The organism is Campylobacter sp. CCS1377, assembly GCF_040008265.1.
GTDB lineage: Bacteria > Campylobacterota > Campylobacteria > Campylobacterales > Campylobacteraceae > Campylobacter_D.
This window is the reverse complement of the sequence record NZ_CP155620.1, coordinates 1576351-1602185: the sequence shown is the minus strand read 5'-3', so window position 1 is coordinate 1602185 and position 25835 is coordinate 1576351. Positions and strand designations below refer to the sequence as shown.

The window sequence follows — 25835 nt, the reverse complement described above, 5'->3', positions numbered from 1 at the left end:
AAAAAGGGTAGTTAGTATGAAAACAAAATTGATAGCAATATGTGGAATTCCTATTTTTAAGAAGGTGATTTATGCTAAATTAAAAAGATATTATCTATTAGGTATCCCTTTTTTCAAAATTGAACTCTTTAATAAAAGTAAAAAATATTCCTTGTTTGGATTGTCACTTTTAAAAATACATTATAGTGATAAAATTATAGATTTGTTTATAAACGAGCCAAAAAGCAATAATGAATTTGAGGGTATATTGCAGCGACTATTTAAACATGATATAGTAAAAGAAAGTGATATATCTTTTTTAAACATGGAAAAAAGTATAAATAAAGAAAAAAGTGCTGTTTTTGGTGTTTTACCACCAGAAAAAACAGGGATAGCTATTTTTAATCACAATGCTTTTGTTGGTTGTGAGTGTTTCGATATATTTTCCGATATTCGTGATTTAAGTATTGCTAAAGGATTATCTAAAAATGTTTTTGACTTAAAAACTTTTATAAAATTTGATGCAAGTTATTTGTATAAAAAATTTATCTATATTTTAGGAAATTCTAGTCATAATAATCCGTATTTACATATGGCAAAAAGTGGTATTAATAAGCAAAAATCTTGGTTATATATTCATGAGGCTAATTTGAATAATTTGCTATTTTCTCATTGCAATGGTAACTTTTTAATTATGAAAAAATATTTGATTGAGCATTATCCAGAGTTTAGTTCAGAGCTTATCAAGTTAAAAAATTTTCAAGAATTTAGAATTTGGAATGAAGAATTAAAAATTTATAGTTTAAGAGTTATAGTTCGACTAACAAGTATTTTCAATTTCATAGTAAATAATAGTTTGTGTAAGAATTTGATTTTAAAAGAGTTAAAAGATTATAAAGTTAATATTATTGAAGCTTTCTTACCGTTGCCTAAAATTACAAATATTAGCAATTTTTATAAAAAAAATGGTGAGTTTTATATCGGAACTTTTGGTGTTCCTCATGAAATAAAATTTTCTTTAGAAATAGCTCAAGCAATAGAGTACCTTAATGAATATAAAAATATGAATACAAAGTTACTAGTTGTTGGTTATGGGGCTAGTAATTTTTTTAAAAAACATGATTTTAATAAATCTTATTTAGAAATTTATGAAAATGTAAGTGATATCCAGTTTTATAACCTGATCAATCAAGTAGATTTGGTAGTTCAATTAAGAAAAAAACCTCACGGGGAGAGTTCTGGTCCAGTAATGAGTGCTTTGACCTTAGATAAAAAAATAATTATAAGTAAAGATTTCTTAGACAAAAAGATAGAAAAAGAAGTATATATTATTGATAATTTTGAGCTTGATTATAAAAAAATTGCAGAAAAAATACTTGAATGTATAACTGAAAAGAGCATACCAAACTACAAGGAAATTCAAGAGTTATATACATATCAAAATCTTGCAAAATTATTGGATGAATTATGATTAATTATAAAAATAAACTTCATTTAATAATTTTTAAAAAGATATTTTCTAGTAGCTTTTTAGAAAGAAAAGCTATTGTTTTTACAGATATGTTTTATGATGAAAACTGTGAATTAATAGATAATTTTTTATTGTTTAAGTATATGTATGAGCAAGGATATGATGTATATTATTTGATGAATAAAAAACATATTAAATATAAACAAGTAAAGCAAATTTATAAAAAAAATATTATAGGGTGTGTTCCAAATAAAACTTCTTGGAGATTATTAGTTGTAATAGCAAAAGTAAAGGTTTGGGTTGATTCGTGTCAGTTGTTGTTTTTATCAAAATTATATTCTCTTATAGATAAGAGCAAAGTATGTTGTATTCAGGCTCAACATGGAGTAAACTATTTTAAAGAAGGATATAGATTTCATTTATCTGAATTTATTTATGATAAAGTGATTGTGAGTAATGATATAGAAAAGTCAATTTATTGTAAAAATTATTCTTATTGTGAAGATAATTTCATTAAGGCTGGGTTACCAAGATGGACATTGTTAGAAAACCATCAAGAAGAAAATTCAATTTTAATTTACTTTACATATAGACAATATATTAGTCTAATAAAGGATAATTTTAAATCTTCTAGTTATTATAAAAAAATAAAGGATTTTTTAAATAATGAAAAATTGAACAAAATTTGTAGTCAATATAAGACAAAAATTTATTTTGCTATGCATCATGAAATTACAAGATTATTTGGAGAAGATTGTTTTAAAACCGAAAATTCTAATATAATTTTTATAGGTGAGCAAGATATAGGAAAAATAAAAAATAAAGCTTCAATGTTAATTACAGATTTTTCATCTATGTGTTTTGATTTTATGTATATAAATAAACCTGTTGTTTTTTATAACATAGCAAAAGATGATATATTAATGCAAAAAATTCAAGAAGAAAGAGATGTCTATAATCGCTTAGAGGAAAAATATAAATTACTAAGTCATGTCTATATTTTAGAAGATGAAGTTTTGGAACAAATAGAGTATTATTTAGATAAAAAGTTCTTGTTAAGAACAGATGAAGAGAAAAGAAATAAAAAATTTTTTTATTCTTGTAATGTTTTAGAAGAAAGCATAAAAGGCATATTGGAAGAAAAAAGAGAAACGAATATTTTTTTTAATAATTTACATAATCCTTTGAAAAAAAACTGCTATTACACTTTTTTTGAAGATAAAGATTTTAAATTTTATGGATTTTATGCTGATGAGAATCAAAAAGGAAGGTGGACTGCGACCAAAGATTCAATTATATCTTTTACGACCCCATATAGCGACAAAAACATTTTTTTAAATATATCATGTAAAGCTTTTTTATGCAAAAAAAGACCACAAGTTAAAATAGAACTATTTCTTAATGATTGCCAATTAATTGAAAAAAAACTTTGTTTGACTTCTAATAAAATAAATCAATATTTTGCAATTGATAAGCAACTATATGGGAAAACGGTTTTTCTTAAATTTAAAGTAGAAAATACAGCTCAACCAATATTTTATAGTAAGTCTTTTGATGTAAGGCCATTAGGTGTATTTTTAGAAGGTTTATGTTTATATGAATTATAATAAGGATGGATATGAAAAAAAATGATAAAATTTATATAGCTGGTCATAGAGGGTTGGTTGGTTCTGCTATTTTGAGAAAATTAAAAGATAATGGCTATGAGAATTTAATTTACAAAACACATTCTGAATTAGATCTAACTGATCAAAATGCTGTTAAGATTTTTTTTGAAAAAGAAAAGCCGAATTTTGTTTTTTTATGCGCGGCTAGACTTGGTGGCATAGAAGCACATAAGCAATTTAGGGCTGAATTTATTTATGATAATTTACAAATTCAAAATAATGTAATTCATCAATCATATATAAATAATGTAAAAAAACTTTTATTTATCAGCAGTACGAGTGTCTATCCAGAACATGCTTCGTTACCCATAAAAGAAGAATATTTATTAAGTGGAAAGTTGCAATATCTGCATGAACCTTATGCTATAGCTAAAATAGCTGGTATGAAGATGTGCGAGGCTTACTCAGAAAGATATGGAGTTGATTTTATTTCTGTTTGTCCTACTACTTTATATGGCCCAAATGATAATTTTGATATGTTAAGTGCCAATGTAGTTTCAGCATTAATGAGAAGAATATTTTTAACTAAGTTATTGCAAGATAAACGCTATGAAGATATAATGAAAGATTTACAGGTGGATAATGATGAGCAAATGAAGCAAAGGCTAGAGATTTTCGGAATAAAAGAGAATAGGGTGGAAATTTGGGGTAGTGGGAAGCCAAAAAGAGAATTTCTATTTAGTGAAGATTTAGCAGAAGCTTGCATATATATAATGGAAAATACAAGCTTTAAAGAGTTGTGTGATTTAGATAAACAAAATACCCATATTAATATTGCTCCTTATAACAATACCTCTATTAAAGAGTTGGCTGAACTTTTGCAAGAGATTATAGAATTTAAAGGTGAATTATATTATAATTCATTAAAACCTGATGGAACTTATGAGAAGTTAACTTCTAGTGAGAAAATAAAACTATTGGGTTGGCAGTATAGAGGAAATTTAAAAGAGAAACTAATTGCAACATTTCAATGGTATAAAACAAGCAAAGGAATAAAATGAAAAAAATAGCATTAATCACAGGTTTTACTGGACAAGTTGGCTCGCAAATGGCGGATTTTCTATTAGAAAATACTGATTATGAAGTTATTGGCATGATGCGTTGGCAAGAAAGTATGGAAAATATCTATCATTTAAATGATAGAATTAATAAAAAAGATAGAATTAGCATTTTTTATGCGGATTTAAATGATTATTCTAGTATTCAAAAGCTTTTTGAAAGCAAACGCCCTGATGTGATTTTTCATTTAGCGGCACAATCTTACCCAAAAACTTCTTTTGATATACCAATAGAAACTTTACAAACTAATATCATAGGCACGGCAAATATCTTAGAAAACATTAGATTATTAAAAGTCAAAGATAATTATGATCCAGTGGTGCATGTGTGCTCATCTAGTGAAGTTTATGGGCGTGCAAAAGTAGGTATAAAGCTAAACGAAGATACACAATTTCATGGAGCAAGTCCTTATAGTATAAGTAAAATTGGCACAGATTATTTAGGAAGATTTTATGGTGAGGCTTATGGTATCAAAACCTATGTTACTAGAATGGGAACGCATAGTGGCCCAAGACGAAGTGATGTATTTTTTGAAAGCACAGTTGCAAAACAAATCGCACTCATTGAAGCTGGACTTCAAGAGCCTATTATAAAAGTGGGAAATTTATCAAGTGTAAGAACCTTTCAAGATTGTCGTGACGCTATAAGAGCTTATTATCTACTTTCACTTGAAAGTGAAAAAGGCAATGTGCCTTGTGGGGAAGCTTTTAACATAGCAGGAGAAGAGGCCTTTAAACTTCCTGAGGTTATCGATATACTTTTGAGTTTTTCTACAAGAAAAGATATCAAAGTAGAACAAGACGAAGAAAGACTTCGTCCTATTGATGCAGATTATCAAATGTTTGATAACACAAAAATCAAAAGTTTTATCAATTGGAAGCCTGAAATTCCAGCTAGAAAGATGTTTGAAGATTTATTAAATCATTGGAGGGATGAGATCAAAAAAGGCAACATCCCACTAAATAGGTGAAATCATGAAAATAATTCGTTCTCAAACTCCACTTCGTCTTGGTTTAGCAGGTGGAGGGACTGATATTAATCTGTATTGTGATAAATACACAGGCTATGTGCTAAATGCCACAATTTCACTTTATATTCATTGTACTTTAATAGAAAGAAATGATAACAAAATCATTTTTGATTCTCCAGATACTGGAGGTTTTGCTAAATATGAAAGCAAAGAGCATTTAGAAAATGATGGAAAATTAGATATTTTTAAGAGTATTTATAATCGCATTGTAAGAGATTTTACAAAAAAGCCTTTAAGTTTTTCTTTGCATACCTATTCTGATGTGCCAAGTGGTAGTGGTTTAGGTGGTAGTTCAACTTTGGTTGTAGGGGTTATAAAAGCTTTTGTTGAATGGCTTAATTTACCTTTAGGCGAGTATGAAATCGCTAAACTTGCTTATGAAATAGAACGCGAAGATATGGGCATAGTAGGTGGTGCGCAAGATCAGTATGCTGCCACCTTTGGTGGTTTTAATTTTATGGAATTTTATGATCAAAAAAGAGTGGTTGTTAATCCTTTACGTATAAAAAATTGGATAGCAAGTGAATTAGAATCGCGTATTGTGCTTTATTTTACCAATATCACAAGAGAAGCAAAAGATATAGAAGAACATAAAAAAGGAAAACTTGGAGGTGGTAAATCCTTAGAAGCTATGCATGCAATAAAGCAAGATGCAATTGATATGAAAGAGGCTTTATTTAGAGCTAGATTTGATACTTTAGCAGCTATTTTAAATAAATCTTGGCAATCTAAAAAGATTATTTCTGAAATTGTAAGCAATGATGAGCTTGAAAGAATTTATCACTTGGCCATGGAAAATGGAGCTTATAGCGGAAAAACTAGTGGTGCTGGAGCAGGTGGATTTATGTTTTTCATGATAGATCCAACCAAAAAATACAACTTAATCAAGGCCTTAAATAAAGAGCAAGGCTATGTGCAAGATTTTTCATTTACTAAAGAAGGGGCAAAATCATGGAGAATTTAAATTTATATATCAAAGAACACTTTAAAGATAGCATCAGTGTAAAGGAACAAATTTTAAATGATGATAATTTAGTAGAGCTTATCAAAAAAGCTTCACTAGAAGTCATAAAAGCTTATAAAAATGGTAACAAAACTTTACTAGCAGGAAACGGCGGAAGTGCGGCTGATGCACAACATATCGCAGGAGAATTTGTAAGTAGGTTTTATTTTGATAGACCAGGAATTGCTAGTATTGCTTTAAGCACAGACACTAGCATACTTACAGCTATTGGAAATGATTATGGTTATGAAAATTTATTTTCTAGACAAGTGCAAGCACAAGGCGTTAAAGGTGATATTTTTATAGGAATTTCTACGAGCGGAAATAGTAAAAATATCATTAAGGCCTTAGAAGTTTGCAAAGAAAAAGGAATTTTTAGCATAGGTTTTAGTGGAGCTAGTGGTGGGGCTATGAGTGAGCTTTGCGATATTTGCATCAAAGTACCTAGTTCTTGCACTCCTAGAATCCAAGAATCTCATATTGTTATTGGACATATTATTTGTGCTATTGTTGAAGAAGAACTCTTTGGAAAAGGTTTTTCTTGCAAGCTATAGTTTTATGTGGCGGGTTAGGAACAAGGCTTAAAAGTGTGATTAGCGATGTTCCAAAACCTATGGCACCGATAAATGGCAAACCTTTTTTGGAATTTATCTTTGAATATCTTAAAAAACAAGATATAAAGGAAGTAATTTTGGCAGTGTCTTATAAATATGAAATTATACAGGCACATTTTAAAGACGAGTTTTTAGGCATTAAAATAAAATACAGCATAGAAAAAGAGCCTTTAGGAACTGGTGGAGCGATTAAACAAGCCTTAAATTTGGTAGAAAAAGAGACTTTTGTGTTAAATGGCGATACTTTTTTTGATATTGATTTAAAAGAACTTAGCTTAAAGACAAGCAAAATTTGCCTTGCTTTAAAAACTATGAAAGATTTTGATAGATATGGAGCAGTGGAACTTGACAATAATAATTTTATTAAATCTTTTAAAGAAAAGGAATTTATAAAGCAAGGTTTAATCAATGGTGGAATTTATCTTTTAACTAAAGATATTTTCGATGGGTTTAATTTAGAAGCTAAGTTTTCTTTTGAAGATTTTTTGCAAGAAAATTTTAAAGCTTTAAAGGCTAGAGCTGAAATTTTTGAAGATTATTTTATAGATATTGGTGTGCCTGAGGATTATAAGGAATTTTGTGGATGATTTTTCTACATCGCCAAAATAATTTAGAGCAAGTTATTGAAAATTATGGTATAGAAATTGACTTAAGGTTTAATAAAGAATTGACATTAAACCATGATATGTTGATACATAATAAATGTTATCCATTGTTAAAAGATAAGACGCAATTTATGCAAAATATTCCTATTATTTGCAATATAAAAGAATCAGGATTAGAAGAAAAAGTTATAGAATTGCTTGGCGATAGGTTTGATTATTATTTTTTAGACTCTCAAATTCCGGATATTTTAAGATTATCAAAAGATGGGTATCTGGGCAAATTTATTATTAGAATTTCAGATATTGAGTCTTATAACGAGAAGCTTATGACGATTAGTAAGCCTAAATATGTTTGGGTAGATTATTCGCAATTTGATAAATTTGATATTCAGGATTATAAAGAATTTATTCATGGTATTAAACCAAGATTAAAAAAAGTAAAACCCATATTAGTTTCTCCAGAATTATATGATTTATCATATATTGAACTTATAAAGTATATTCAAAGTATTTTGCCAAAAGGATTTTCAGTATGCACCAAAAAACCCGAGTTATGGAGTGAGTATGTTTAATCTTAAAAAATTGACCAAACAATATAAATTAATTATGGTGGATATTGATAATACTCTGTTTAATTACACATACGCTCATAATAATGCTCTAAAAGCAACCATGCAAGCATTTGATTTTTCTTTAGAAGAATATAATCTTGCAAAAATGGAAATTGAAAAAAGAAATTTATCAGCAAATCACCATAAAAAAGAATTATATTTTAAGATTATTTGTGAAAACAAGGGCATTCATTTTTCAAATGCAAAAGAAATGTTTAAAATATACACGAGCACTTTTTTAAAAAATATCAAAGTGGATAAAACTATGTTTAATTTTTTACTTTGTGTAAAACAAATGAATAAAAAAATCATAGCTATTACAAATTTTTATTTCATAGAACAAATTAACAAGTTAGTTTGTGCAAATCTCATAGATATGATTGATTATATGGTTTGTTCTGAAGAATTTGAAATTGAAAAACCAAATAAAGCTTTGATAAATAGAGCTTTAGAATTATTCAAAGAGCCAATCAAGGAAGAAGAAATTGTAATGATTGGCGATTCTACTGCTGATGATTTTCTAGGGGGGGGGTATAGGATAAATTACTATCCTTATAATTGCTCTAAATTACTAATTTCTATTTCTGGAAAAAGTGGCAGCGGAAAAACTACTCTAAGTAGCGCTATTAATGAGATCTATGAAAGTTTTATTATTAGTACAGATGGCTATCATAAATATGAAAGAAATTCTAAAATGTGGGATCGTGTCACTCACTATAATCCAGAAGCTAATAATCTTATTCAATTGGCTATGGATATTAAACATATATATCAAGATATTGGAAATTCATTTTGTATACCATTGTATGATCATAAAAGTGGCACTATAATAAAATCTGATGAAATTAAAAATAAAGATCTAGATGTTGTGATTATAGAAGGGTTACACACATTATATCAAGAAGTAATTGGTGATTTTGTGAAAATAAAGATATATATTGATTCAGATGAAGCAGATAGGCAAAAAATACATCGGGATAGCAAAGAAAGAAATTATGATTATGATAAGATTATTAAAACTATACAAAAAAGAGAAAATGACTACAAAAAATATCTTGAAAAGCAAAAAGATAATGCAAATTTTGTAATTTCGGTTAAAAATGGCTATTTTACAATACAATTAGATGAGATTTTGCAAAACGATTATCTGCAAAAACAATATATTGGTAAATATGAGGATTTAATCAAAACTGTAAAAAATATTTTTATATCAATTTTAAAAAATCGTTGGGTAGGTAATCATGATAAATAGCACAAAAGAACTTGATCGATGCATTAATGAATATCAAAAGCTTTGTAAGATTTTTGGAAATATTTTAGATGCTCCATTTAAGGGTGGAAATATCTCTGTTAAAAGTGAGCATTATTTGGTAATTAAATCATCTGGTGAGGATTTAAAAAAAGAACATAAAGTTTCTATTTTTAAAGATAAAATTAATTCTTTTACTTATTATCAAGAGCAATATTATACAGATATAACAAAGCCGTCTATGGAAATTAAAATGCATACAGTCTTTAAGAATAAATATGTAGCACATTATCATCCGGTTTATATCCTGCCTTATCTTTGTGCAAAAAATTATAGATTTAATGACCATGATTTTATTGATTTTGTTTTACCAGGAGATGATTTATGGAAGACATTAAATGAAAATTATATTTATAAAGAAAAAGGTGTGGTGATGTTAAAAAACCACGGTGTTATTATCTATGCAGAAGAAATTCAAGATGTATTTAACCTATATATTAATTTAAAAGAATATTTTTGTGAGCAAAATAATTCTATATACACTCCAGATGATGCTATTGATACCACTAATGCCGAATTATGGTTATTTAGAAATACTATCGAAAATATAGCAAGAAATAAAAACCTAGATTTAGTCACTTTAAAGCAAAATGAAATTTGCAAACTATTAAATTTGCCTGATGAAAAATATAGAAGAAAAATTATGGAAAGTGAGAATAAAAAATGAATATTATAATACCAGCGACTGGAATAGGAAAAAGATTTAAGGAAGCGGGTTATAAAGAATTAAAACCTTTCATCAAAGTTATGGAAAATAAAGTCATTTTGGATTATGTAATTGAATGTTTTGATGTGCAAAATGATACTTTTTATTTTATTGCACAAGAAAGCGAAAAAAGCAAATTTGAAGATTTCGTTCAAACAAGAAATATAAACGCAAAAGTTATTATCTACAAAGGTGAAAAACTAGGACCTGCTGGAAGTTTGTATGGAGTAATGTCACAACTTCAAAATATATTAGACGAAGAAGTTATTATTAGCTATTGTGATTTTGGACAAAAATGGAATTATAAAGACTTTTTAAATTTTACACAAGAAAATCAAGACGCACAAGGAATAATTCCTTGTTATACGGGCTATCATCCGCATTTAATACCTTTAGAAAATGTATATGCAGCGTGTAAAGTTTATAAAAACACTTATAAGGTATATGAAGTTATAGAAAAATATAATTCTAAAAATAAATTTGAAGAATATTATTCTTCAGGGATTTATTATTTTAGAAGTTTGAAATTAGCCACAGAGGCGATTAAAAAACAAATGGATGTTAAAGATATGATTTCTGGAGAGTATTATATTTCAGCGACCAATAATTACCTAGAAAATGTTTTATGCTACCCTTTTATAGAAAAATTCTACCAATTTGGCACCCCAAAAGATTTTGAATATGTAAAAAACAAATTAAATTCGCAAGATGTTAATAATGAAAAAATAAAAATTCAAAACACTATTATATTGTCAGCTGGGCGAGGTGAAAGATTTTTAAATCTAAATTTTAATCAACCAAAGCCATTTTTACCGCTTAAAAATTCAAGTATTATAGAAAATATAATTGAAACTTTAAGAAATATTGAAACTAGTATCGTATGTGTCGGCGCAAAAGATCATGAAAAATATTGGGAAAACATTAATCAAGAAGTAAGATTTGTTAAACCAAATAAAATCGGTGCAGCATATTCTTATAAAGAATCTTGTAAAGATTTAAAAGGTGATGTTTTAATTCTTCCTTGTGATTTAATTGCCAAACATATCAATGATGCTTTTATAAAATTACGAGAAAAATATGAAATTATTATATTTACAACACCAGCTTCTAAATATAATATTAACAATCCGCATTATTTTACTTGGATAGAAGGAAAAAATAATGAAATACAAAACATTTTCATTAAAAATAGAGACAATAATGCTGATTTGGTGATGATAGGTAGTTTTTATTTTAAAGAAAATTCTCTATTGTTAGAATATATAGATAAGATATTTAAGGAAGATATAAAAACCAATGGTGAATTTTATATTGACAATGTATTTGAACTATTAATTAAATCGTATAAAATAGGCTATATAGTTGTTGATAATTATTTTTCTTTTGGAACTCCAGAAGAATATTTTGAGAATAAATATTGGTTTAGGAAGGTGGATAATGAATAAAAACTTAGAATATAAAATACAGTTGGCTTTGCAGAATTGGGATTTTAATATTTTAGAGCATTATTATGAAATAGCATTTGAAAATAACGATAAGACTAGTATGGACTATATTGTTTATTTGTATGCAACGGGACAGTTAAAGAAGATTGCAAGATTAATGAATATATATGAGAGTAAACCAAATTGGTGGATAGATACAAAAATTAATATTTCTTATGATAATTTTGTGAAAATATTAGAAAAAAATGAAATTGCTTTATTGGATGTTTCTTTGGACTGTTATGTATGTTTTCAGTTAAATAGTGCTATATATACTGAAACATTAGATATTGATTTATTGTGTAAAAAATTTCTTTGGGAATATAGAAATAAAATAAGTAGATTATCAAAAAAATACTATGTTTCAAAAATTATAGATTTGGCTTTATCTGGAGAAAAAATAAGCCAATTTAAAATTTTTAATAATGAGAATCAAATAAAAGATTATTTATTTTTTGCAAATTTGTCAACTGTATTGTTAAATGATTTTGGTCAAGATTATGGTAGTAGGATTTACTATAAAAAACATAATGATATTTTAAAATCATTTTTATTTGAAGATGAAAATATACAAACAGCTAATAGAATTGCCCTTTGTATTTCTGGAGCATCTAGAGGCGATTGGTTAAGCGGTTTACAAGATGTCATAAAAACTTTTTCTCGATCATTTAAGGTTGATTGTTTTGTATTTACTTGGGAAGAGGTAATAGAATGGCCAGCATTATGTGGGGGTGGGCACTGGGTCAAAAGATTATTGGAGCCAGTTTTTGATAAAATAGCTGATGAAGAAATTAGAAAAGATGTTCTATTTAAAAAGTTTTTCCCAAATACTAGTCGAGTTTTAAATAGAGAGTTCTATGCACAAAGTAAAGTTATGGATGTGCAGTTGGGTAGCATAAAAGAAATTAAGTCTTATGCTATAGAAAAACAAAATGATTTTGAAGATAAATATGGAAAAGTTACAAATAATTCTAAATTAAATTATGGTGTTTGTAGAGCTTTTGAATTAATGGAGGAATATGAAAAGAGAAATGATTTTAAATATGATTTTGTTATTAGGCTTAGACCGGATGCAAAATATGTTTCAGAGTTAAGCTTAGATAAATTAAATAATGTAAAAAATAATGAATTGGCTTTAAAGGTTTTTGAATATCAAAATGGTACTCCAAAAGATTTTGTTGTGTATGGCAGAAGAAATACGATGGAAATATATTCTAAAATATGGAATTATGCCTTTTTGAATAAACATTTTGATTTTTTTCAACAAACTCCCAAAGTATTACACAATCATCATGTTGCAAGAAATTGGATTTTGCTAAACAATTTTGAAATTATTCAAACTTATATAGAGGAGAAGTTGACTGGAGAAGCTTTGGTTTCTAATGGCTATATTATGCCTAATATATCACAAGAGTTATATTTGGATTTATTGGCGCTTCAAGGTAAAATTGATGATAAAAAGCTTAATAGGTTTAAATATTTTTTTCAAGAGGTTATAAAAAGGTATTGTAAAGATGAAAATCGAGATAAAAATTATTTTAGAGCCACACAAAGAATCAAAAACCAACTTTCTTATAAACTAGGACAAGCTATGATAAGTAATTCTAAATCTTTACTAGGATGTATAAGAATGCCCTATGTATTATCTTATATAAAAGAAACTCATCAAAAAGAACAAGAACTCTATAAACAAAGTATAACTCAAAACCCAAATCTAAAACTACCTCCACTAGAATCCTATGAAGATTATCAAGAAGCAATAAAAATCAAAAATCATCTAACCTACAAACTAGGAGAAGCACTCATAAAAGCAAATAATATGCGGGGACTGAGGCGAATATTTGCATACATCGGCTTCTTCAAAGAAGTATGTAGGTTGAAGCAAGAATATAGAGAAAAGAAGAAAAATAAATAATGTATTTTTGCTTAAGAGGATACACTTTTATAAAAATACAATTATCTAAGCATCGGTAAATTTTTGTATAATTGTTCTTAGACAAAATAGGAGCAAGATCATGTAAAATTTATAAAATTATATTAAAAATTAATTTCAAGATTCTATTGAAGAATTAAAATCCTAAATGATAACAAAATTTGCTTCGCTTTAAAATTATGAGATACTTTGATAGATATGGAACGGTAGAGCTTGATAATAATAGATTATCAAATCCTTTAAAGAAAAGGAATTTTGCAAAATAAGGCTTTGTTAATGGTGGAATTTATCTTTTAGTTAAAATATTTTTAAAGGTTTTTCGCTAGAATCTAAGTTGTCTTTTGAAAGTTTGTCACAAGAAAATTTTAAAGCTTTAAAGGTTAGAGCTGAAATTTTTGAAGATTATTTTATAGATATTGGAATTCCGCATGATTATCAAGTTTTTGAAGGGAAAAGATGCGTAAATTAGTTGAGGGTATATATAAAAACTTATTGAGAATAAAATTTTTCACTCTTATTTATTTTGCAGTTTTTATTTTGGCATTGTACGATTTGGATAAAAATCGTATTATAACCTTATCTAGTCTTTTTTGGCTATTGTAACGGTTCAATTGAGTGTTATAAGGCAAAAAGATGATGAAAATAGTAAAAGGATTCAGAATATTTTCGAATTGATTTCAAAGTGGGATGATCCACATTTTTTGATTGCTAGAGATAAAACAAGAGAGATTAAGGAAAAATTAAAATACAAAAAGGGTTATGATGAGCAAGAAATAATTAGCGAAATTAAATATAATCAAGATTTAAAAAGATCTGTTATTTTGGTTCTTAATTATTTTCAAACGATAGAATTTATGATTAAAAATAATATGGTGGCAACTTATGAGATTAAATTTCATTTGGGTGGTGTTATTGTAGAGATACTTGAAAGATTTAAATTTATATTCAAGCAGAATTCTCTGACGATAAAAAAGCTTAGAAAATCTTGAAAAGATATTACCCGAAAATTAGTTATTTAGATATTTTTAAATTAAAAACATTAAGAGATTATGAAATTTTACACAAGCTCAAAAAACTTAAAATAAATACTCAAAATTTTTATAACATAAATCTATATTATGCCTTTAAAAATATAAAACAAGAAGATATTTTTATGGGTTGGAAACAAAAATCATGTTTAAAAGCTATAGAGTTAGCTAAAAAGTATAATATACAATTTTTGCTTTTAGAAGATGGCTTTTTGCGTTCTTTAAATTTGGGTGTGGAAAATAGTCCAAGTTTTTCTATTACCAAAGATAATGTGGGAATTTACTATGATGCCACGACTCCATCTAAGCTTGAAAATATTTTGAATACTTATGAGTTTAGCCATGAAGAATTAGAGCAAGCAAAAAAAGCTATAGAGCTTATAAAAAAAGAAAAACTTAGTAAGTATAATAATAACCTTCGTGTGCCAAAAGAGCTTTTTAGCACCAAAGAAGAACGCATTTTGGTTATCACACAAGTGGCAAATGATGCCTCGTTGAAATTCGGTTTAGCTGATAGTTTTTCAACCCAAGATATCATAAATGATGCCATTAAAGAAAATCCAAATGCTAAGATATATATCAAAATTCATCCCGAGATGTATTAAGCGGTAAAAAACAAAGTGATTTTGATGTAAAAGATTTGCCAAAAGAATGTGTAATTTTAAAAGAAAACTATAATCCTATTGAGCTTTTGAGTTATTTTAAAAAGGTTTATACCAAAACTTCTGGTATGGGCTTTGAAGCTTTGCTTATGAATTGCGAGTGTGTTTGTTATGGTATGCCTTTTTATGCGGGTTGGGGGCTTACACAAGATAAATATAAATGCGAGAGAAGAAGTAGAAAATTAAGCCTTGAAGAGCTTGTAGTTGGAGCTTTGATCCTTTATCCAAGGTATATTAACCCAAGAAGCAAAGATTTATGTGAAATTGAACTAAGTTTAGAAATGATGCTAAAAATGCAGCGAGATTATTTCACAAAGTGGCATATAAAAATGGTAAGTGATTGTAAAACTTTTATCATTAGAAAAATCAGAAGAATGATAGAATTTATACTTAAAATTCAGTGAAGATTAAAACAATTTTATGAAAATATTTTTTAAACAAATTTGCTAGGCAATTTGCATTAAAACGCATTTTTTAAGCAAAAGACAAGTGTTTTAGCGCCTAAAATTTAATCAAATAAAAGGCTTATATATGAAAGATCGTTATTTATATATCCTGCTTATCATCGCTATGTTTTTATGGGGATCTTCTTGGCCCACTTCTAAAATTTTAACAACTTATACAAGTCCTGCTGTGATTACTTTTTGGCGTTTTTTATTTGTATTTTTGGGTTCTTTTTCAATGCTTTATTTTTTAAAAATACCACTTAAAATTCCTTTACAAATTTTTAAATGGGTGTTTTGCGCAGGTATTTTAAACGGACTTTATACTTTTGTTTTTTTCATTGCTTTAAGATATGGAGAAGCCGGAAAAGGTGGTGTTTTAGTAACTACGATGATCCCTATTTTTTCTTATATATTTTTTATGTTAAGTATTGTTTTAAGAAAAAATGAAAAATTAATCCAAAGAGTAGGAAAAAGTGAAATTTTAGGACTTATTTTAGGTCTTGCTTCTGGGTTTTGTTTATTAAATCTTGGCTCACTTGATGAAATTTTTGGCAAATTCAATATACTCTTTTTACTTTGTGCTTTGATTTGGGCAAGTATTACGCTTTTCACACACAAGGCAAAAGGTGCACATCCTTTAACGATTAATCTTTATATTAATTTAATTTCTACTTTAATGTTTTCATGGGTTTTATTTTTAGATGAGCCGTTTAAGGTTTTGACAAGTGATGTAAAATTTTGGGTTAATATGTTTGTTGTAGTGGTATTATCTACAATTATTGGCACGAGTATTTATTATTATGCTATACATAGACTTGGCGGAGTAAAGGCAAATTCTTTTGTTTTAATTACCCCTGCAAGTGCGTTAATCTGCAGTTTTTTCATCTTAGATGAAGTACCTACGGTGCTTACTTTGATAGGTTGTATTTTAGCGATTTTTGCTATATATTTTATTAATATTCATAGCAAGAAAAAATCTTAAGATTTTAAAGACGAATTTAAAATATCGCTTATAAACATATGCCCTGGTGCGTGAGTGATTACAAAAGGTAATTTTGCTTTCATTATCACATTTTGCGGCGTTACTCCACAAGCCCAAAATACAGGAATTTCTCCTTCTTTTATGATAGGATCGTCGCCAAAATCCGCTTTTAAAATATCATTTATACCGATTTCTTTAGCATTATCAATTTGCACAGGAGCTCCATGAACTAAAGGATAATTAGCGGTAATTTCACTGGCTTTTTTAGCATCATTAGGAGTAAAAGGACGCATAGAAACAACCATTTCTCCACTAAAAACTCCAGCACTTTTACAAGCAATATTGGTTTTATACATTGGCACATTGCGTTTGTGGCTTATGTGTCTTATTTCTAAACCATTTTCAAGCAAGGCTTCTTCAAAAGAAAAACTACAACCCAGTAAAAAGCCTACCAAATCATCACTATAATACTCGCTTACATCATAAGCTTCTTTAGTTTTTACTCCATTTTCATAAATGAAATATTTTGGAATATCTGTGTAAATATTTGCATTTTTAGCAATTTTTTGAGTGAATTTGCCATGCACTATCTCTAAAAGCGGGCATGGTTTTGGATTAAGCATACAAAAAGTTTCAAAATCTTTAGCATATTCTTTAGGCAAAATGACTAAATTTGCTTGTGCATAGCCTAAGGCCATACCTGAAGTTTGATCTTTTATTTCACCTTTTGCGATTTTTTCTCTTAGCTCTTTTGGGCTCATTTTTACTCCTTAAAATAAATTTTCAAAGTCAAGATTGATTTTTTTATCTAGACTTTTAAAATTTTCTTCCCTTTGTATATAAAGTTTTGTAGCCTCTTGCATACTGATACTTTGAAATTTAAAACTCGTACCTAATTTTGCTTGTGCAAGCAAGGGCAAATCATTTTCTATAACAGAAGCTATTTTTGTATAGCCTCCAGTGCTTTGTCTTCCTGCCATTAAAATGATAGGCAAGCCGCTTTTTGGTACTTGGATACTCCCAAAAACTGCAGGATCTGAAATGATATCTGCTGAGTCTATATGTTCTATTATGGTATCAGCTTCTGCATAAATTGCCATTCTATCGCTTTTTAAACCAATTTTATAAGTGGTATTTAAAAAGGTATTTAAGCCATTTTGTGTAAAAGTATCATCATTTGTGCCTAAAATCACGCGTATTATAGGCTCTTTGTCAAATTCAAAAATAGGATTTTCGCATTCTCTTTTTTCTAAATTAAAAGGGATAAAATTATTATTTAGTTCTAAGACATCATCTTTTTGTAAGGCTCTTCCATCAAAGATTCCTACGCCCATTTTTACATCACTTGATTTTGAATTTAAAAAACTTTTTATTTTAAAACCACCTGCTACACATAAATATCCGCGAAAACCTATTTTTGCTAAACCAAGTTCTAACAAATCTCCTTTTTTTGCTTTATAAACCTTGCAAGTTTGAATTTTTTCATTGTTAAGTTTAGCGTCAAATTCGGCTCCACTTAATGCAAAATAGCTTTCATTTAAAAATTCATATTTTCCACCTTTTAAGCAAAGTTCAAGTCCTGCTTCATCTTGTTTATTTCCAAGTAAAATATTAGCAGTTCTTAAAGAAAGCTCATCCATTGCACCACTTCTTGCTATGCCAAATTTGGCGTAATTTTTGCGTCCAAAGTCTTGTATGGTTGAATTTATAGAAGCTTCAATGATTTTTATACTCATAAATTTCCTTTTGATAGACTTTTTTTACAACTTGTTCTTTAATATCGTAAAATTCATCTTTTGAAATGGCTTTAAATTTTAAAAACATCCCTGCTTGTAAAAGAGTGGGATTTTCTTCATCATCTTTATTAAAAAATTCCAAAGGAGTTCTAGCGATGATTTGCCAACCACCTGGACTTGATATAGGATAAACTCCGGTTTGTTTATCGGCAATGCCTACACTTCCTGCTTCGATTTTAGTTCTAGGACTTGAGAGTCTTGGAGTAAAAAGTCTTTTATCAAGTCCCCCAAGATAAGGAAAACCCGCCATAAAACCTAACATAAAAACAAGGTAATAAGGCTTTGTGTGAAGATGTATGAGTTCTTCTTTTGAAAGATTATTGTGTTTGCATACAAATTCTAAATCAAGTCCAAATTCTTCATCATAACAAAGTGGAATTTCAATACAAAGATTTGCTTTTTGATCGGATATTTTTATATCTTTTTTTATGCTTTCTAAAAAATTAAGCAAAGTATTTAAAGAAAGTATGCAAGGATTAAAATAAATGAGCAAACTGGCGTAAGCACTTACAAGCTCATTAATGCCATAAATTTCATTTGCATCTATACTTTTTTGAATTCTAGCTTCTGTGCTTAAAACCAAAGCATTGATTTTTGGTGAAATTTCTTGTTCAAAACGCAAAAGCACCGCTTTGCTTCCGCTAAAATGCACACTAAACATTTCATACCAACTTTATCATAGAAGTGATAGATAAATAAGACATTAGAATTACTATTAAAAGTCCAAAAATACTCATCCATTTAGGATGTTTATAATCTCCAACTATGCTTTTTTTGTGTGCTGCAATAATCATTACAAGTAAAGTAATGGGCAAAATCCAGCCATTGATTGTACCAACGATGATTAGTATGCTTGTAGGGGATTTTCCAAGCGTATAAAAAACCAAAGTTGAAACAATAATAAAAAAGATAACCACAAAGCGATTGTATTTTTCTATTAATGGGTGAAAAGATCGTATAAAGGATACAGAAGTGTAAGCAGCCCCAATTACCGATGAAATAGCAGCAAAAAATAATACTATACCAAAGACTTTTAAGCCCACATCACCTAAAACATGGTAAAATACAGAACCAGCAGGGTCTTCTTTATCTAATACAAAACCAGAACTAACGACCCCTAAAACCGCTAAAAATAAAATCACGCGCATAATTCCTGTAATAACCACTCCACTAATTGCAGCTCTATTAATATGATTTAAATTTTCTTTACCGCAAAGTTTTGCATCTATGAGTCTATGTGCTCCTGAAAACACTATGTATCCACCAACCGTTCCGCCTACCAAGGTTACTATAGAAATTACATCAATTTGTGCAGGCATGAATGTTCTAAAAAGTGCTTCGCTAATAGGAGGTTTTGAAGCAAAAGCCACATAAGCAGTAAGTATAATCATCACAAAACCCGCTAAAACAATAAATTTATCCATCAATTCCCCAGCTTTTTTAGAGATAAAAATTCCGATAGCAAATATTGCACTAATTACCGCAGCATCTTGGGGACTAATGTTAAAAATTATACTTAATCCAAGTCCAGCTCCTGCTATATTTCCCATATTAAAGAAAAAACCACCTAGAGCCACTAAAGAAGCAACAAAATAACCTAAATTTGGCAAAACCATATTTGCAACTTCAGTTCCCCTTTTTCCACTTATTCCTATAATGCGCCAAACATTAAGTTGTGCTCCTATATCTAAAATAATAGAAACAAGTATCACAAAACCAAAACTTGCAAGCAAACTTCCTGTAAAAGTTGCAGTTTGAGTTAAAAATCCAGGGCCTATGGCAGAAGTTGCCATCAAAAAAGCAGCGCCTAAAAGTGCCGTTTTATTTACCATTTTCATCCTTTTTTTAAAATTTTCAATTTATAAATTCACTTAAAGCTTTCATTTGAATTTGTTCTTTTTCTAAATTCTCTTTGATTTTTTTAACAAATTCTAACGCTTTTATGCCATCTCCATGCACACAAATGCTATCTGCTTTTAAGTCTATTTCTTTGCCATTTATGCTTGTAACTTTACTTTCTTTTATTATTTTTATCACGCGTTTTATCGCTAAATCTTCATCTGTGATTACCGCACCTTCAAGCTTTCTTGAAACTAAAGTTCCATCATCATTATAAGCGCGATCTGCAAAAACTTCATTAGCGTATTTTAGACCTTTTTTCTTTGCAACTTCTTCCATAGCAGAATTACTAAGTCCTAAGAAAATGATACTTTCATCAAAGCTAGCCACCGCTTCGCAAAGTGCTAGAGCCAAATTTTCATCTATTGCAGCCATATTATAAAGTGCTCCATGGGCTTTAAAATGTTGTATTTTCATACCTTTTGCTTTAGCAAAACCAAATAAAGCACCTAGTTGATACAAAGCATAATTTTTAGCTTCTTCAAAGCTTAATTGCATATTTCGTCTTCCAAAACCCAAAAGATCGGGATAAGACGGATGTGCTCCTATACAAACACTATTTTGCTTGGCTAAATTTAAAGTTTTATCCATCACGCAAGGATCGCCTGCATGAAAACCACAGGCTACATTTGCAGAACTTACAAATTTTAAAATTTCTTCATCCATACCCATTTTGTAGGCACCAAAACTTTCTCCTAAATCACTATTTAAATCTACTTTGAACATTATTTTGCCTTATTTTTGATAAATCTTTATTCTATTGTATCTTTTTTTATTAGAGAAGAAATGATATTTGTTTAAATAAAAATATATGAAAATTATTACAGATTGTAACGAGTATTAAGATGAAATAATGTATTATAAAAAATATTTTGAGGAATGAAAAAATGCAAGAAAATACCAAAAAACATATATAAAATATAAAAATATCGGCTCTAAGTAGCATAGGAATAGCTTTTATAGCAGGAATTTTAGCTTTATTCGCTATAACACTAAAGAGTATTGATTTATCTTTTATTAAATTTGATTTTGAAGATCTTATGAAAATAACTGCGTTTTTAAATTTGCTTTCTTTAGGGTGTTTTTTGATTGCGATTTATGGAGTTAAGAAATATTCTAGTGCTAGAAATTTGTTTGTGAATATTTTTATTATCTTTTTTTGTCAATATTGTATCATCCATAGGGCTTTTTTTAAATCTTAATTTCATGGAAAATCATTATTTTTTTAGATCAGAAAAAATTTAGCTAATGCTTTGCTTTTATTAACTTATTTCTATACTTTTATGTATATCATTTTTTTAGCTCTTAAAAATTTTTATTATGAATTAGTGAGAGTGACTAAGCAAAAGTATTTTATCAATGCCTTTTGGTGTTTGTTTATAGGAATTTTATTTACACCCATTATGATAGGCATAGTGTTGCTTATTATTAGTATGATTTTTTATGTTGTAGCTTGGGTGGAATTACAAGAATTATCCAGCGAAATTCCTCAAACTTTAAAATCATATCAAACTTATAAAGGTAATTTAAATCTTGTAAAAACGCTTTTTATGGGTGCGGGAATTTTGACTTTGATATTATATTTAGGAAGCTTTCTTTTGGAATTTTATTTTAAAGATGAAAGTTTTTCTAATATGTATTCTACTATCCAGATTTTAGTGATGACTATTTCGTTGATTTTGGGTTTATAGCTACGATTTTATTTTGCAAGAATACAAAAAAATGGATTTTAACTTTGTATTTTGTGTTAGGACTTTTTTCTATTTATGCGGTTTTTATTTTCGTTTTAATTATGGATTTATTTTCCTTGCATTTTTTGTATTTATCGGTGATGATTTTAGTATTCTTAGGGGTATTATGGCTCCTATAAAATGCATTTTTGTTGTTTTATTTTTATTAAAACTAAGCAAGATAACTCATATTGATCTTTTTAAAATAGTCTCTTTATCTTTTATTGCATCCACATTACCTGAAATTTTTAATATCATTTATTTTTTTGAATTTGATTTTAAATTATATTCTGAAAACATCTTAGCTTTTATGTTTTATGCCGATATACTTTTTATCATCTTTTTCATCGTCGCTGTATTTAAAATGAAAAAAGATAAAATGAGTTTTTAAGCAAGGAATTCCTTGCTTAAATTTGGTATTTATTTAAATTACTAGTGATAAATTCTTTTAAAGCACTTTCAAGTTCAGGTCTTTTTATCGTAATGCTTTGCGTGATTTTACCTTGAAATTCGCATTCTAGTATATAAGTAAGAATTGATTTTGAATACACATAAAATACAAGATTTTCAACGAAAGCAAGATGAAATTTGATCTTTTTGCTAAAATCAATATCGATAATAAGCTCTTGTTTTTCTAATTTGATTTGGGAAATTCTTTTAGCTAAGGCAATCTTTTCAAAATACTGAAACACTTCTCCGCCACTTTGTGGAACTTCTAAAAATTCTACAAAACCTTTCTCATAAGCACTTCCACCTAAATTTAACCATTTTTGATAATACACATTCCAAGAAGGCCAAGCAAGGGCGCAAAGTTTGTTATTCCAAAAACGATTATTTTGTCCCCAAGCATGTAAAATCGAAGCATCTTTACTTTTTATCCAAGAAATATTGCCATAATAATTATCATCTAATTCATAAATTTTTAAGCCTTTTTCCAGTAAATATAAAGAAAACAAAAATTGATCACTAAGTTTTGCTTCATCAAAATAATTCTCATTTGTAGCAATAAATTGATAAATAAAATCATAAAATTCGCAAGGATTTTTAAGATTATCACTAAAAACTAATACCTGTTGAGTAATTTTTAATGTCTTTAAATTTTACAGGAGTGAGCTTGCCCCCCCCCCATACTCATCGTAGCAGAGCCTTTAAAACAAGCAATCTCATAACCTTTACTTTTAACCTCCTTTAACTCATTAATGCCTTTAAGCAAAAGCATATCAAAGTCAAGATAAATAATGCACTCGCATTCTTTTAAAAAATTCAAAGCTTCAAATCTTGCAAAAGCCATATGTGTGTAGCGTTTTAGTGCAGAGCTTTGTATATCTAGTTTAAAATCGGCATTGAAATTTTTGATTTTTGCTTCAAAATCATCTATCGTAAAATCCATAAATTTAATATTTGGCACAAGTTTTTGCATAACTAATTTATCATTTTGGCTAAAACCATCGTTGATAATATAAAATATCGTTTGTGAAATATCCATTTTATCTTTGATATTTATAAGCAAAGTTCCTATGGTAAAAGCACTATCTTTAGTAGCAGCAAGTAAAATTCCGAATTTGTATTTCATAAAGTTTTCCTTAAAATTAATTTTATAGGCTTCATAAAAGGTTTTTTGCTATCCATTATGAAATCTTTTGGGCTAGTGATGAATTTTCTAAAAAGTCTGTAAAATCTAAAATGCGAAAATTTAGATTGTGCAACAAGGATTAAAGTATTATCTTTTAAACTTCCTTTTAATTTTTTCTCTTTAATTTCATAAATATAAGGCTTATAAACAAGAGAATTTAGCTTATAATTTTGCTTTTTTACACTATTAAAATCAAGCAATTTCCTACCAAAAAGCACTAAAGAATAAAATTCTATCCTAAAAACCCTAGTATAAATACGCCCATTTTCTTCACTTTTTTTGTAATAACTTTTCCCAAAGCTGTAAAATTCATATCTTAAATAATGTATAAATCTCAAGGCTTTTTCTTCATCAAAATTAAATTTCCCTTGCGATATGCTTAAAATATGTTCTAAAAGCTCTTTTTCATTTTTTGCTTGCAAGTTAAGATTTTCAAATTGATAAAAGGCATTTGCACAAACTATACAAGGTTTTTTAGCCAAAATCGCATAAACCCCAACGCCAGAATTTAAAGTCAAAACCGCATCGCAAAGCTCTAAAAGATCATTTAAATTTGTGTTATCTGGGGCAAAAACTAAATTATTATAAGCTTTTTTATCCACGCTAAGACTTAAAGGATGTTTTTTTACCACAAAAACAATATTTTCTAAAAATAATTTTGTCGCAAGTTCATTTAAAATATCTAAAAAATTTTCATACAAAAAGGGTTCGTAGGTAAAATTTTTAAGCACAGAATCGCCTTTAACTTGCAAAGGCACAAAGAAAATCTTTTTATGTCTTAAACCTAATTTTCGCCTTAGCTCATCGCTTCCTTTACTTGCTCCTTGCTCTTCTAAAAATTTGTCTCCCTTTAAAACTTCTTCTATGTAGGCAAGCGTTTTAGCAATTTGTTCTTCATTTAAAGCTTTGTTCCAATTTTTTTCATCATAAGAGCTAGAATCGTAGTTAAAGCCCTTATCATCAAAAAACCAAGAATCAGGCAAAGCACCTCTATCATAGACAATAAAAGGTAAATTTTTCTCTCTTGCAAATTTAAAAATTTCAAGTCTTTTTTCATCGGCGTGAGAATTACCAAATAAAATATGTGTAATGTTGTATTTATTAAGATATTCTAAAAAATTTTGAGCATTAAATACTCCATTTTCATCAAAGAAATAATATTCTTTTACATGAAACATTTTATTAAGATAAGGCATGATTGCTCGCAAACTATTATGCATATTTGAATTTTGTGAAAAAAATGTTATTAAATTTTTATCTTTAAATTCATTTTCTACTAAAGCATCGGGACCATCAAAAATATTTTTGTAAGTTTTTAATCTTTGATAAAATTTTTGATGATTAGAATCTCTATTATTAAAATATCCATTTTGATTGGGTTCAATGTGCCAAAGATGATAAAGATAAACTCCATGTAGCATTGCTTCTTGTGCTGCTAGAGAAAACCAAGCTCTAAAACCTTTAAACTCATCAAAATCCCAGTTTTTAGCAAAATAACTTAAATTGTTTGGTAAAGCTTCAAATTCAGCACAATTTCTTAAAAGCCTAGTTAGAAAATCAAAATCTTCACTTCCCCAACCTTTAAAATCTTTATCATAACCACCAAGCTCTAAAAATTTAAAGCGATTAAGAATGATAGAAGAAGAGCCTTTCATAAAGAATTTAATAAATTCTCGTTTTCCACTAATGAGATCATTTTGAAAAAATATATCTTTATTGTAAAAATTTTGATTTAAATAAATTTCAGTGCCAAATTCATTTAAAAACACACAGGGTAAAACCAAAAAAGCATTAGGATTTTTATCTATTTCTTTTATATTTATTAACTCTAAAATATTTTCTAAATTTTTTTCGCTTATCACATAATCAACATCTAAAGGCATTACCACATCGCTTTTTGCATTAATAATGCCTAAATTTCTGCATTGTCCTTGCGAAAAATTTGAGATTTGAGTTTCATCTTTAAAATAACGATGCCCTTTGCTTTCAATCAAATTTTTAAGCTCTGGGTGCTCTAGTGATGAAAAGCCTTCTACGAAAATATATTCCACTAAATCATCACTTTTATATTCATTTGCTTTGTTTATCACTCTTTCTTTGATATAAGGTCGTTCTTTGCTTGTGCCAAAAGGGATGATGATAGATAGTTTTGCCAAATTTGACTCCTAATTTTTATTGAAAAACGATA

General features: G+C 28.1%; 25 protein-coding genes and 1 pseudogene. 18 read left to right on the top strand and 8 right to left on the bottom strand.

Features of this window, described 5'->3' with window-relative positions; translation table 11 throughout:
• Positions 1-16: 16 nt before the first annotated feature.
• The 16 genes and pseudogenes from AAH949_RS08045 to AAH949_RS07970 all read left to right on the top strand — a co-directional run bounded on the left by AAH949_RS08045 (position 17) and on the right by AAH949_RS07970 (position 16589).
• On the top strand, positions 17-1450 hold the full coding sequence (locus tag AAH949_RS08045) for a hypothetical protein (RefSeq protein ID WP_348518455.1): 1434 nt from the start codon (positions 17-19) through the stop codon (positions 1448-1450).
• Positions 1447-3057 (top strand): CDP-glycerol glycerophosphotransferase family protein, encoded by a 1611-nt coding sequence (locus tag AAH949_RS08040; RefSeq protein ID WP_348518454.1) that lies wholly within the window; start codon positions 1447-1449, stop codon positions 3055-3057. Before AAH949_RS08045 ends, AAH949_RS08040 begins: the two co-directional genes overlap by 4 nt.
• 11 nt (positions 3058-3068) lie before the next feature.
• Positions 3069-4118, top strand: a complete 1050-nt coding sequence (locus AAH949_RS08035; protein ID WP_348518453.1) for a GDP-L-fucose synthase — start codon at positions 3069-3071, stop codon at positions 4116-4118.
• Positions 4115-5146, top strand: coding sequence for a GDP-mannose 4,6-dehydratase (locus AAH949_RS08030; RefSeq protein WP_348518452.1), 1032 nt, complete (start codon positions 4115-4117; stop codon positions 5144-5146). The genes AAH949_RS08035 and AAH949_RS08030 overlap by 4 nt, the downstream gene beginning before the upstream one ends.
• Before the next feature lie 4 nt (positions 5147-5150).
• On the top strand, positions 5151-6170 hold the full coding sequence (locus AAH949_RS08025) for a dehydrogenase (protein WP_348518451.1): 1020 nt from the start codon (positions 5151-5153) through the stop codon (positions 6168-6170).
• Positions 6158-6763, top strand: coding sequence for a D-sedoheptulose 7-phosphate isomerase (locus AAH949_RS08020; RefSeq protein WP_348518450.1), 606 nt, complete (start codon positions 6158-6160; stop codon positions 6761-6763). Before AAH949_RS08025 ends, AAH949_RS08020 begins: the two co-directional genes overlap by 13 nt.
• Positions 6751-7410, top strand: coding sequence for a nucleotidyltransferase family protein (locus AAH949_RS08015; RefSeq protein WP_348518449.1), 660 nt, complete (start codon positions 6751-6753; stop codon positions 7408-7410). The genes AAH949_RS08020 and AAH949_RS08015 overlap by 13 nt, the downstream gene beginning before the upstream one ends.
• The gene (locus AAH949_RS08010; RefSeq protein WP_348518448.1) at positions 7407-8000 is read left to right on the top strand and encodes a hypothetical protein; all 594 of its coding nucleotides are present in this window, start codon (positions 7407-7409) and stop codon (positions 7998-8000) included. Before AAH949_RS08015 ends, AAH949_RS08010 begins: the two co-directional genes overlap by 4 nt.
• The gene (locus AAH949_RS08005; protein WP_348518447.1) at positions 7993-9291 is read left to right on the top strand and encodes an HAD-IA family hydrolase; all 1299 of its coding nucleotides are present in this window, start codon (positions 7993-7995) and stop codon (positions 9289-9291) included. The genes AAH949_RS08010 and AAH949_RS08005 overlap by 8 nt, the downstream gene beginning before the upstream one ends.
• Positions 9281-10015 carry a class II aldolase/adducin family protein gene (locus AAH949_RS08000; protein WP_348518446.1) on the top strand — a complete coding sequence of 245 codons (735 nt, stop codon included), beginning with the start codon at positions 9281-9283 and terminating at the stop codon, positions 10013-10015. Before AAH949_RS08005 ends, AAH949_RS08000 begins: the two co-directional genes overlap by 11 nt.
• Positions 10012-11499: a sugar phosphate nucleotidyltransferase gene (locus tag AAH949_RS07995; RefSeq protein WP_348518445.1), complete on the top strand. Its 1488-nt coding sequence runs from the start codon at positions 10012-10014 to the stop codon at positions 11497-11499. Before AAH949_RS08000 ends, AAH949_RS07995 begins: the two co-directional genes overlap by 4 nt.
• The gene (locus tag AAH949_RS07990) at positions 11492-13453 is read left to right on the top strand and encodes a hypothetical protein (protein ID WP_348518444.1); all 1962 of its coding nucleotides are present in this window, start codon (positions 11492-11494) and stop codon (positions 13451-13453) included. The genes AAH949_RS07995 and AAH949_RS07990 overlap by 8 nt, the downstream gene beginning before the upstream one ends.
• A 352-nt stretch (positions 13454-13805) precedes the next feature.
• Complete coding sequence (locus tag AAH949_RS07985; protein ID WP_348518443.1) at positions 13806-13940, top strand: hypothetical protein; 135 nt, start codon at positions 13806-13808, stop codon at positions 13938-13940.
• 142 nt (positions 13941-14082) lie between these two features.
• Positions 14083-14460 (top strand): hypothetical protein, encoded by a 378-nt coding sequence (locus AAH949_RS07980; RefSeq protein ID WP_348518442.1) that lies wholly within the window; start codon positions 14083-14085, stop codon positions 14458-14460.
• Between the two features lie 65 nt (positions 14461-14525).
• A pseudogene (locus AAH949_RS07975) lies at positions 14526-15361 on the top strand (capsular polysaccharide biosynthesis protein); the annotation flags it as partial.
• Between the two features lie 331 nt (positions 15362-15692).
• Entirely contained in the window at positions 15693-16589 is an 897-nt protein-coding gene (locus AAH949_RS07970) for a DMT family transporter (RefSeq protein WP_348518441.1), read from the top strand.
• Here the strand turns inward: AAH949_RS07970 and AAH949_RS07965 are convergent.
• Genes AAH949_RS07965 through AAH949_RS07945 form a run of 5 tightly spaced genes read right to left on the bottom strand, consistent with a single transcriptional unit; the run spans position 16586 to position 21010 of the window.
• Complete coding sequence (locus AAH949_RS07965) at positions 16586-17350, bottom strand: putative hydro-lyase (protein ID WP_348518440.1); 765 nt, start codon at positions 17348-17350, stop codon at positions 16586-16588. The genes AAH949_RS07970 and AAH949_RS07965 overlap by 4 nt on opposite strands.
• 9 nt (positions 17351-17359) lie before the next feature.
• Complete coding sequence (locus AAH949_RS07960; RefSeq protein ID WP_348518439.1) at positions 17360-18325, bottom strand: biotin-dependent carboxyltransferase family protein; 966 nt, start codon at positions 18323-18325, stop codon at positions 17360-17362.
• Positions 18306-19046 (bottom strand): 5-oxoprolinase subunit PxpB, encoded by a 741-nt coding sequence (pxpB, locus tag AAH949_RS07955; protein WP_348518438.1) that lies wholly within the window; start codon positions 19044-19046, stop codon positions 18306-18308. Before pxpB ends, AAH949_RS07960 begins: the two co-directional genes overlap by 20 nt.
• A gap of 1 nt (position 19047) precedes the next feature.
• Positions 19048-20217, bottom strand: coding sequence for an NRAMP family divalent metal transporter (locus AAH949_RS07950; protein ID WP_134237856.1), 1170 nt, complete (start codon positions 20215-20217; stop codon positions 19048-19050).
• A gap of 22 nt (positions 20218-20239) precedes the next feature.
• Positions 20240-21010, bottom strand: a complete 771-nt coding sequence (locus AAH949_RS07945) for a 5-oxoprolinase subunit PxpA (protein ID WP_348518437.1) — start codon at positions 21008-21010, stop codon at positions 20240-20242.
• A gap of 527 nt (positions 21011-21537) precedes the next feature.
• On the opposite strand from AAH949_RS07945, the gene AAH949_RS07940 reads away from it, so the two are divergent.
• Together AAH949_RS07940 and AAH949_RS07935 are read left to right on the top strand one after the other, a co-directional pair.
• A complete protein-coding gene (locus AAH949_RS07940) occupies positions 21538-21975 on the top strand; it encodes a hypothetical protein (protein ID WP_348518436.1) in 438 nt (145 codons plus the stop codon).
• Between the two features lie 166 nt (positions 21976-22141).
• Positions 22142-22405 carry a hypothetical protein gene (locus AAH949_RS07935; protein ID WP_348518435.1) on the top strand — a complete coding sequence of 88 codons (264 nt, stop codon included), beginning with the start codon at positions 22142-22144 and terminating at the stop codon, positions 22403-22405.
• A 16-nt stretch (positions 22406-22421) separates the two neighbouring features.
• On the opposite strand, the gene AAH949_RS07930 is transcribed toward AAH949_RS07935, so the two are convergent.
• The 3 genes from AAH949_RS07930 to AAH949_RS07920 form a co-directional block, all read right to left on the bottom strand.
• On the bottom strand, positions 22422-22970 hold the full coding sequence (locus AAH949_RS07930) for a hypothetical protein (RefSeq protein ID WP_348518434.1): 549 nt from the start codon (positions 22968-22970) through the stop codon (positions 22422-22424).
• 137 nt (positions 22971-23107) lie between these two features.
• A complete protein-coding gene (locus AAH949_RS07925) occupies positions 23108-23587 on the bottom strand; it encodes a glycosyltransferase (protein WP_348518433.1) in 480 nt (159 codons plus the stop codon).
• Entirely contained in the window at positions 23584-25803 is a 2220-nt protein-coding gene (locus AAH949_RS07920) for a galactosyltransferase-related protein (protein ID WP_348518432.1), read from the bottom strand. Before AAH949_RS07920 ends, AAH949_RS07925 begins: the two co-directional genes overlap by 4 nt.
• Positions 25804-25835 lie beyond the last annotated feature (32 nt).

Bases quoted from the DNA above. Each gene is read 5' to 3' on its own strand.
- AAH949_RS08045 (WP_348518455.1), top strand. From the start codon at position 17: ATGAAAACAAAATTGATAGCAATATGTGGAATTCCTATTTTTAAGAAG.
- AAH949_RS08040 (WP_348518454.1), top strand. From the start codon at position 1,447: ATGATTAATTATAAAAATAAACTTCATTTAATAATTTTTAAAAAGATA.
- AAH949_RS08035 (WP_348518453.1), top strand. From the start codon at position 3,069: ATGAAAAAAAATGATAAAATTTATATAGCTGGTCATAGAGGGTTGGTT.
- AAH949_RS08030 (WP_348518452.1), top strand. From the start codon at position 4,115: ATGAAAAAAATAGCATTAATCACAGGTTTTACTGGACAAGTTGGCTCG.
- AAH949_RS08025 (WP_348518451.1), top strand. From the start codon at position 5,151: ATGAAAATAATTCGTTCTCAAACTCCACTTCGTCTTGGTTTAGCAGGT.
- AAH949_RS08020 (WP_348518450.1), top strand. From the start codon at position 6,158: ATGGAGAATTTAAATTTATATATCAAAGAACACTTTAAAGATAGCATC.
- AAH949_RS08010 (WP_348518448.1), top strand. From the start codon at position 7,407: ATGATTTTTCTACATCGCCAAAATAATTTAGAGCAAGTTATTGAAAAT.
- AAH949_RS08005 (WP_348518447.1), top strand. From the start codon at position 7,993: ATGTTTAATCTTAAAAAATTGACCAAACAATATAAATTAATTATGGTG.
- AAH949_RS08000 (WP_348518446.1), top strand. From the start codon at position 9,281: ATGATAAATAGCACAAAAGAACTTGATCGATGCATTAATGAATATCAA.
- AAH949_RS07995 (WP_348518445.1), top strand. From the start codon at position 10,012: ATGAATATTATAATACCAGCGACTGGAATAGGAAAAAGATTTAAGGAA.
- AAH949_RS07990 (WP_348518444.1), top strand. From the start codon at position 11,492: ATGAATAAAAACTTAGAATATAAAATACAGTTGGCTTTGCAGAATTGG.
- AAH949_RS07970 (WP_348518441.1), top strand. From the start codon at position 15,693: ATGAAAGATCGTTATTTATATATCCTGCTTATCATCGCTATGTTTTTA.
- AAH949_RS07965 (WP_348518440.1), bottom strand. From the start codon at position 17,350: ATGAGCCCAAAAGAGCTAAGAGAAAAAATCGCAAAAGGTGAAATAAAA.
- AAH949_RS07960 (WP_348518439.1), bottom strand. From the start codon at position 18,325: ATGAGTATAAAAATCATTGAAGCTTCTATAAATTCAACCATACAAGAC.
- pxpB (WP_348518438.1), bottom strand. From the start codon at position 19,046: ATGTTTAGTGTGCATTTTAGCGGAAGCAAAGCGGTGCTTTTGCGTTTT.
- AAH949_RS07950 (WP_134237856.1), bottom strand. From the start codon at position 20,217: ATGGTAAATAAAACGGCACTTTTAGGCGCTGCTTTTTTGATGGCAACT.
- AAH949_RS07945 (WP_348518437.1), bottom strand. From the start codon at position 21,010: ATGTTCAAAGTAGATTTAAATAGTGATTTAGGAGAAAGTTTTGGTGCC.
- AAH949_RS07935 (WP_348518435.1), top strand. From the start codon at position 22,142: ATGGCTCCTATAAAATGCATTTTTGTTGTTTTATTTTTATTAAAACTA.
- AAH949_RS07925 (WP_348518433.1), bottom strand. From the start codon at position 23,587: ATGAAATACAAATTCGGAATTTTACTTGCTGCTACTAAAGATAGTGCT.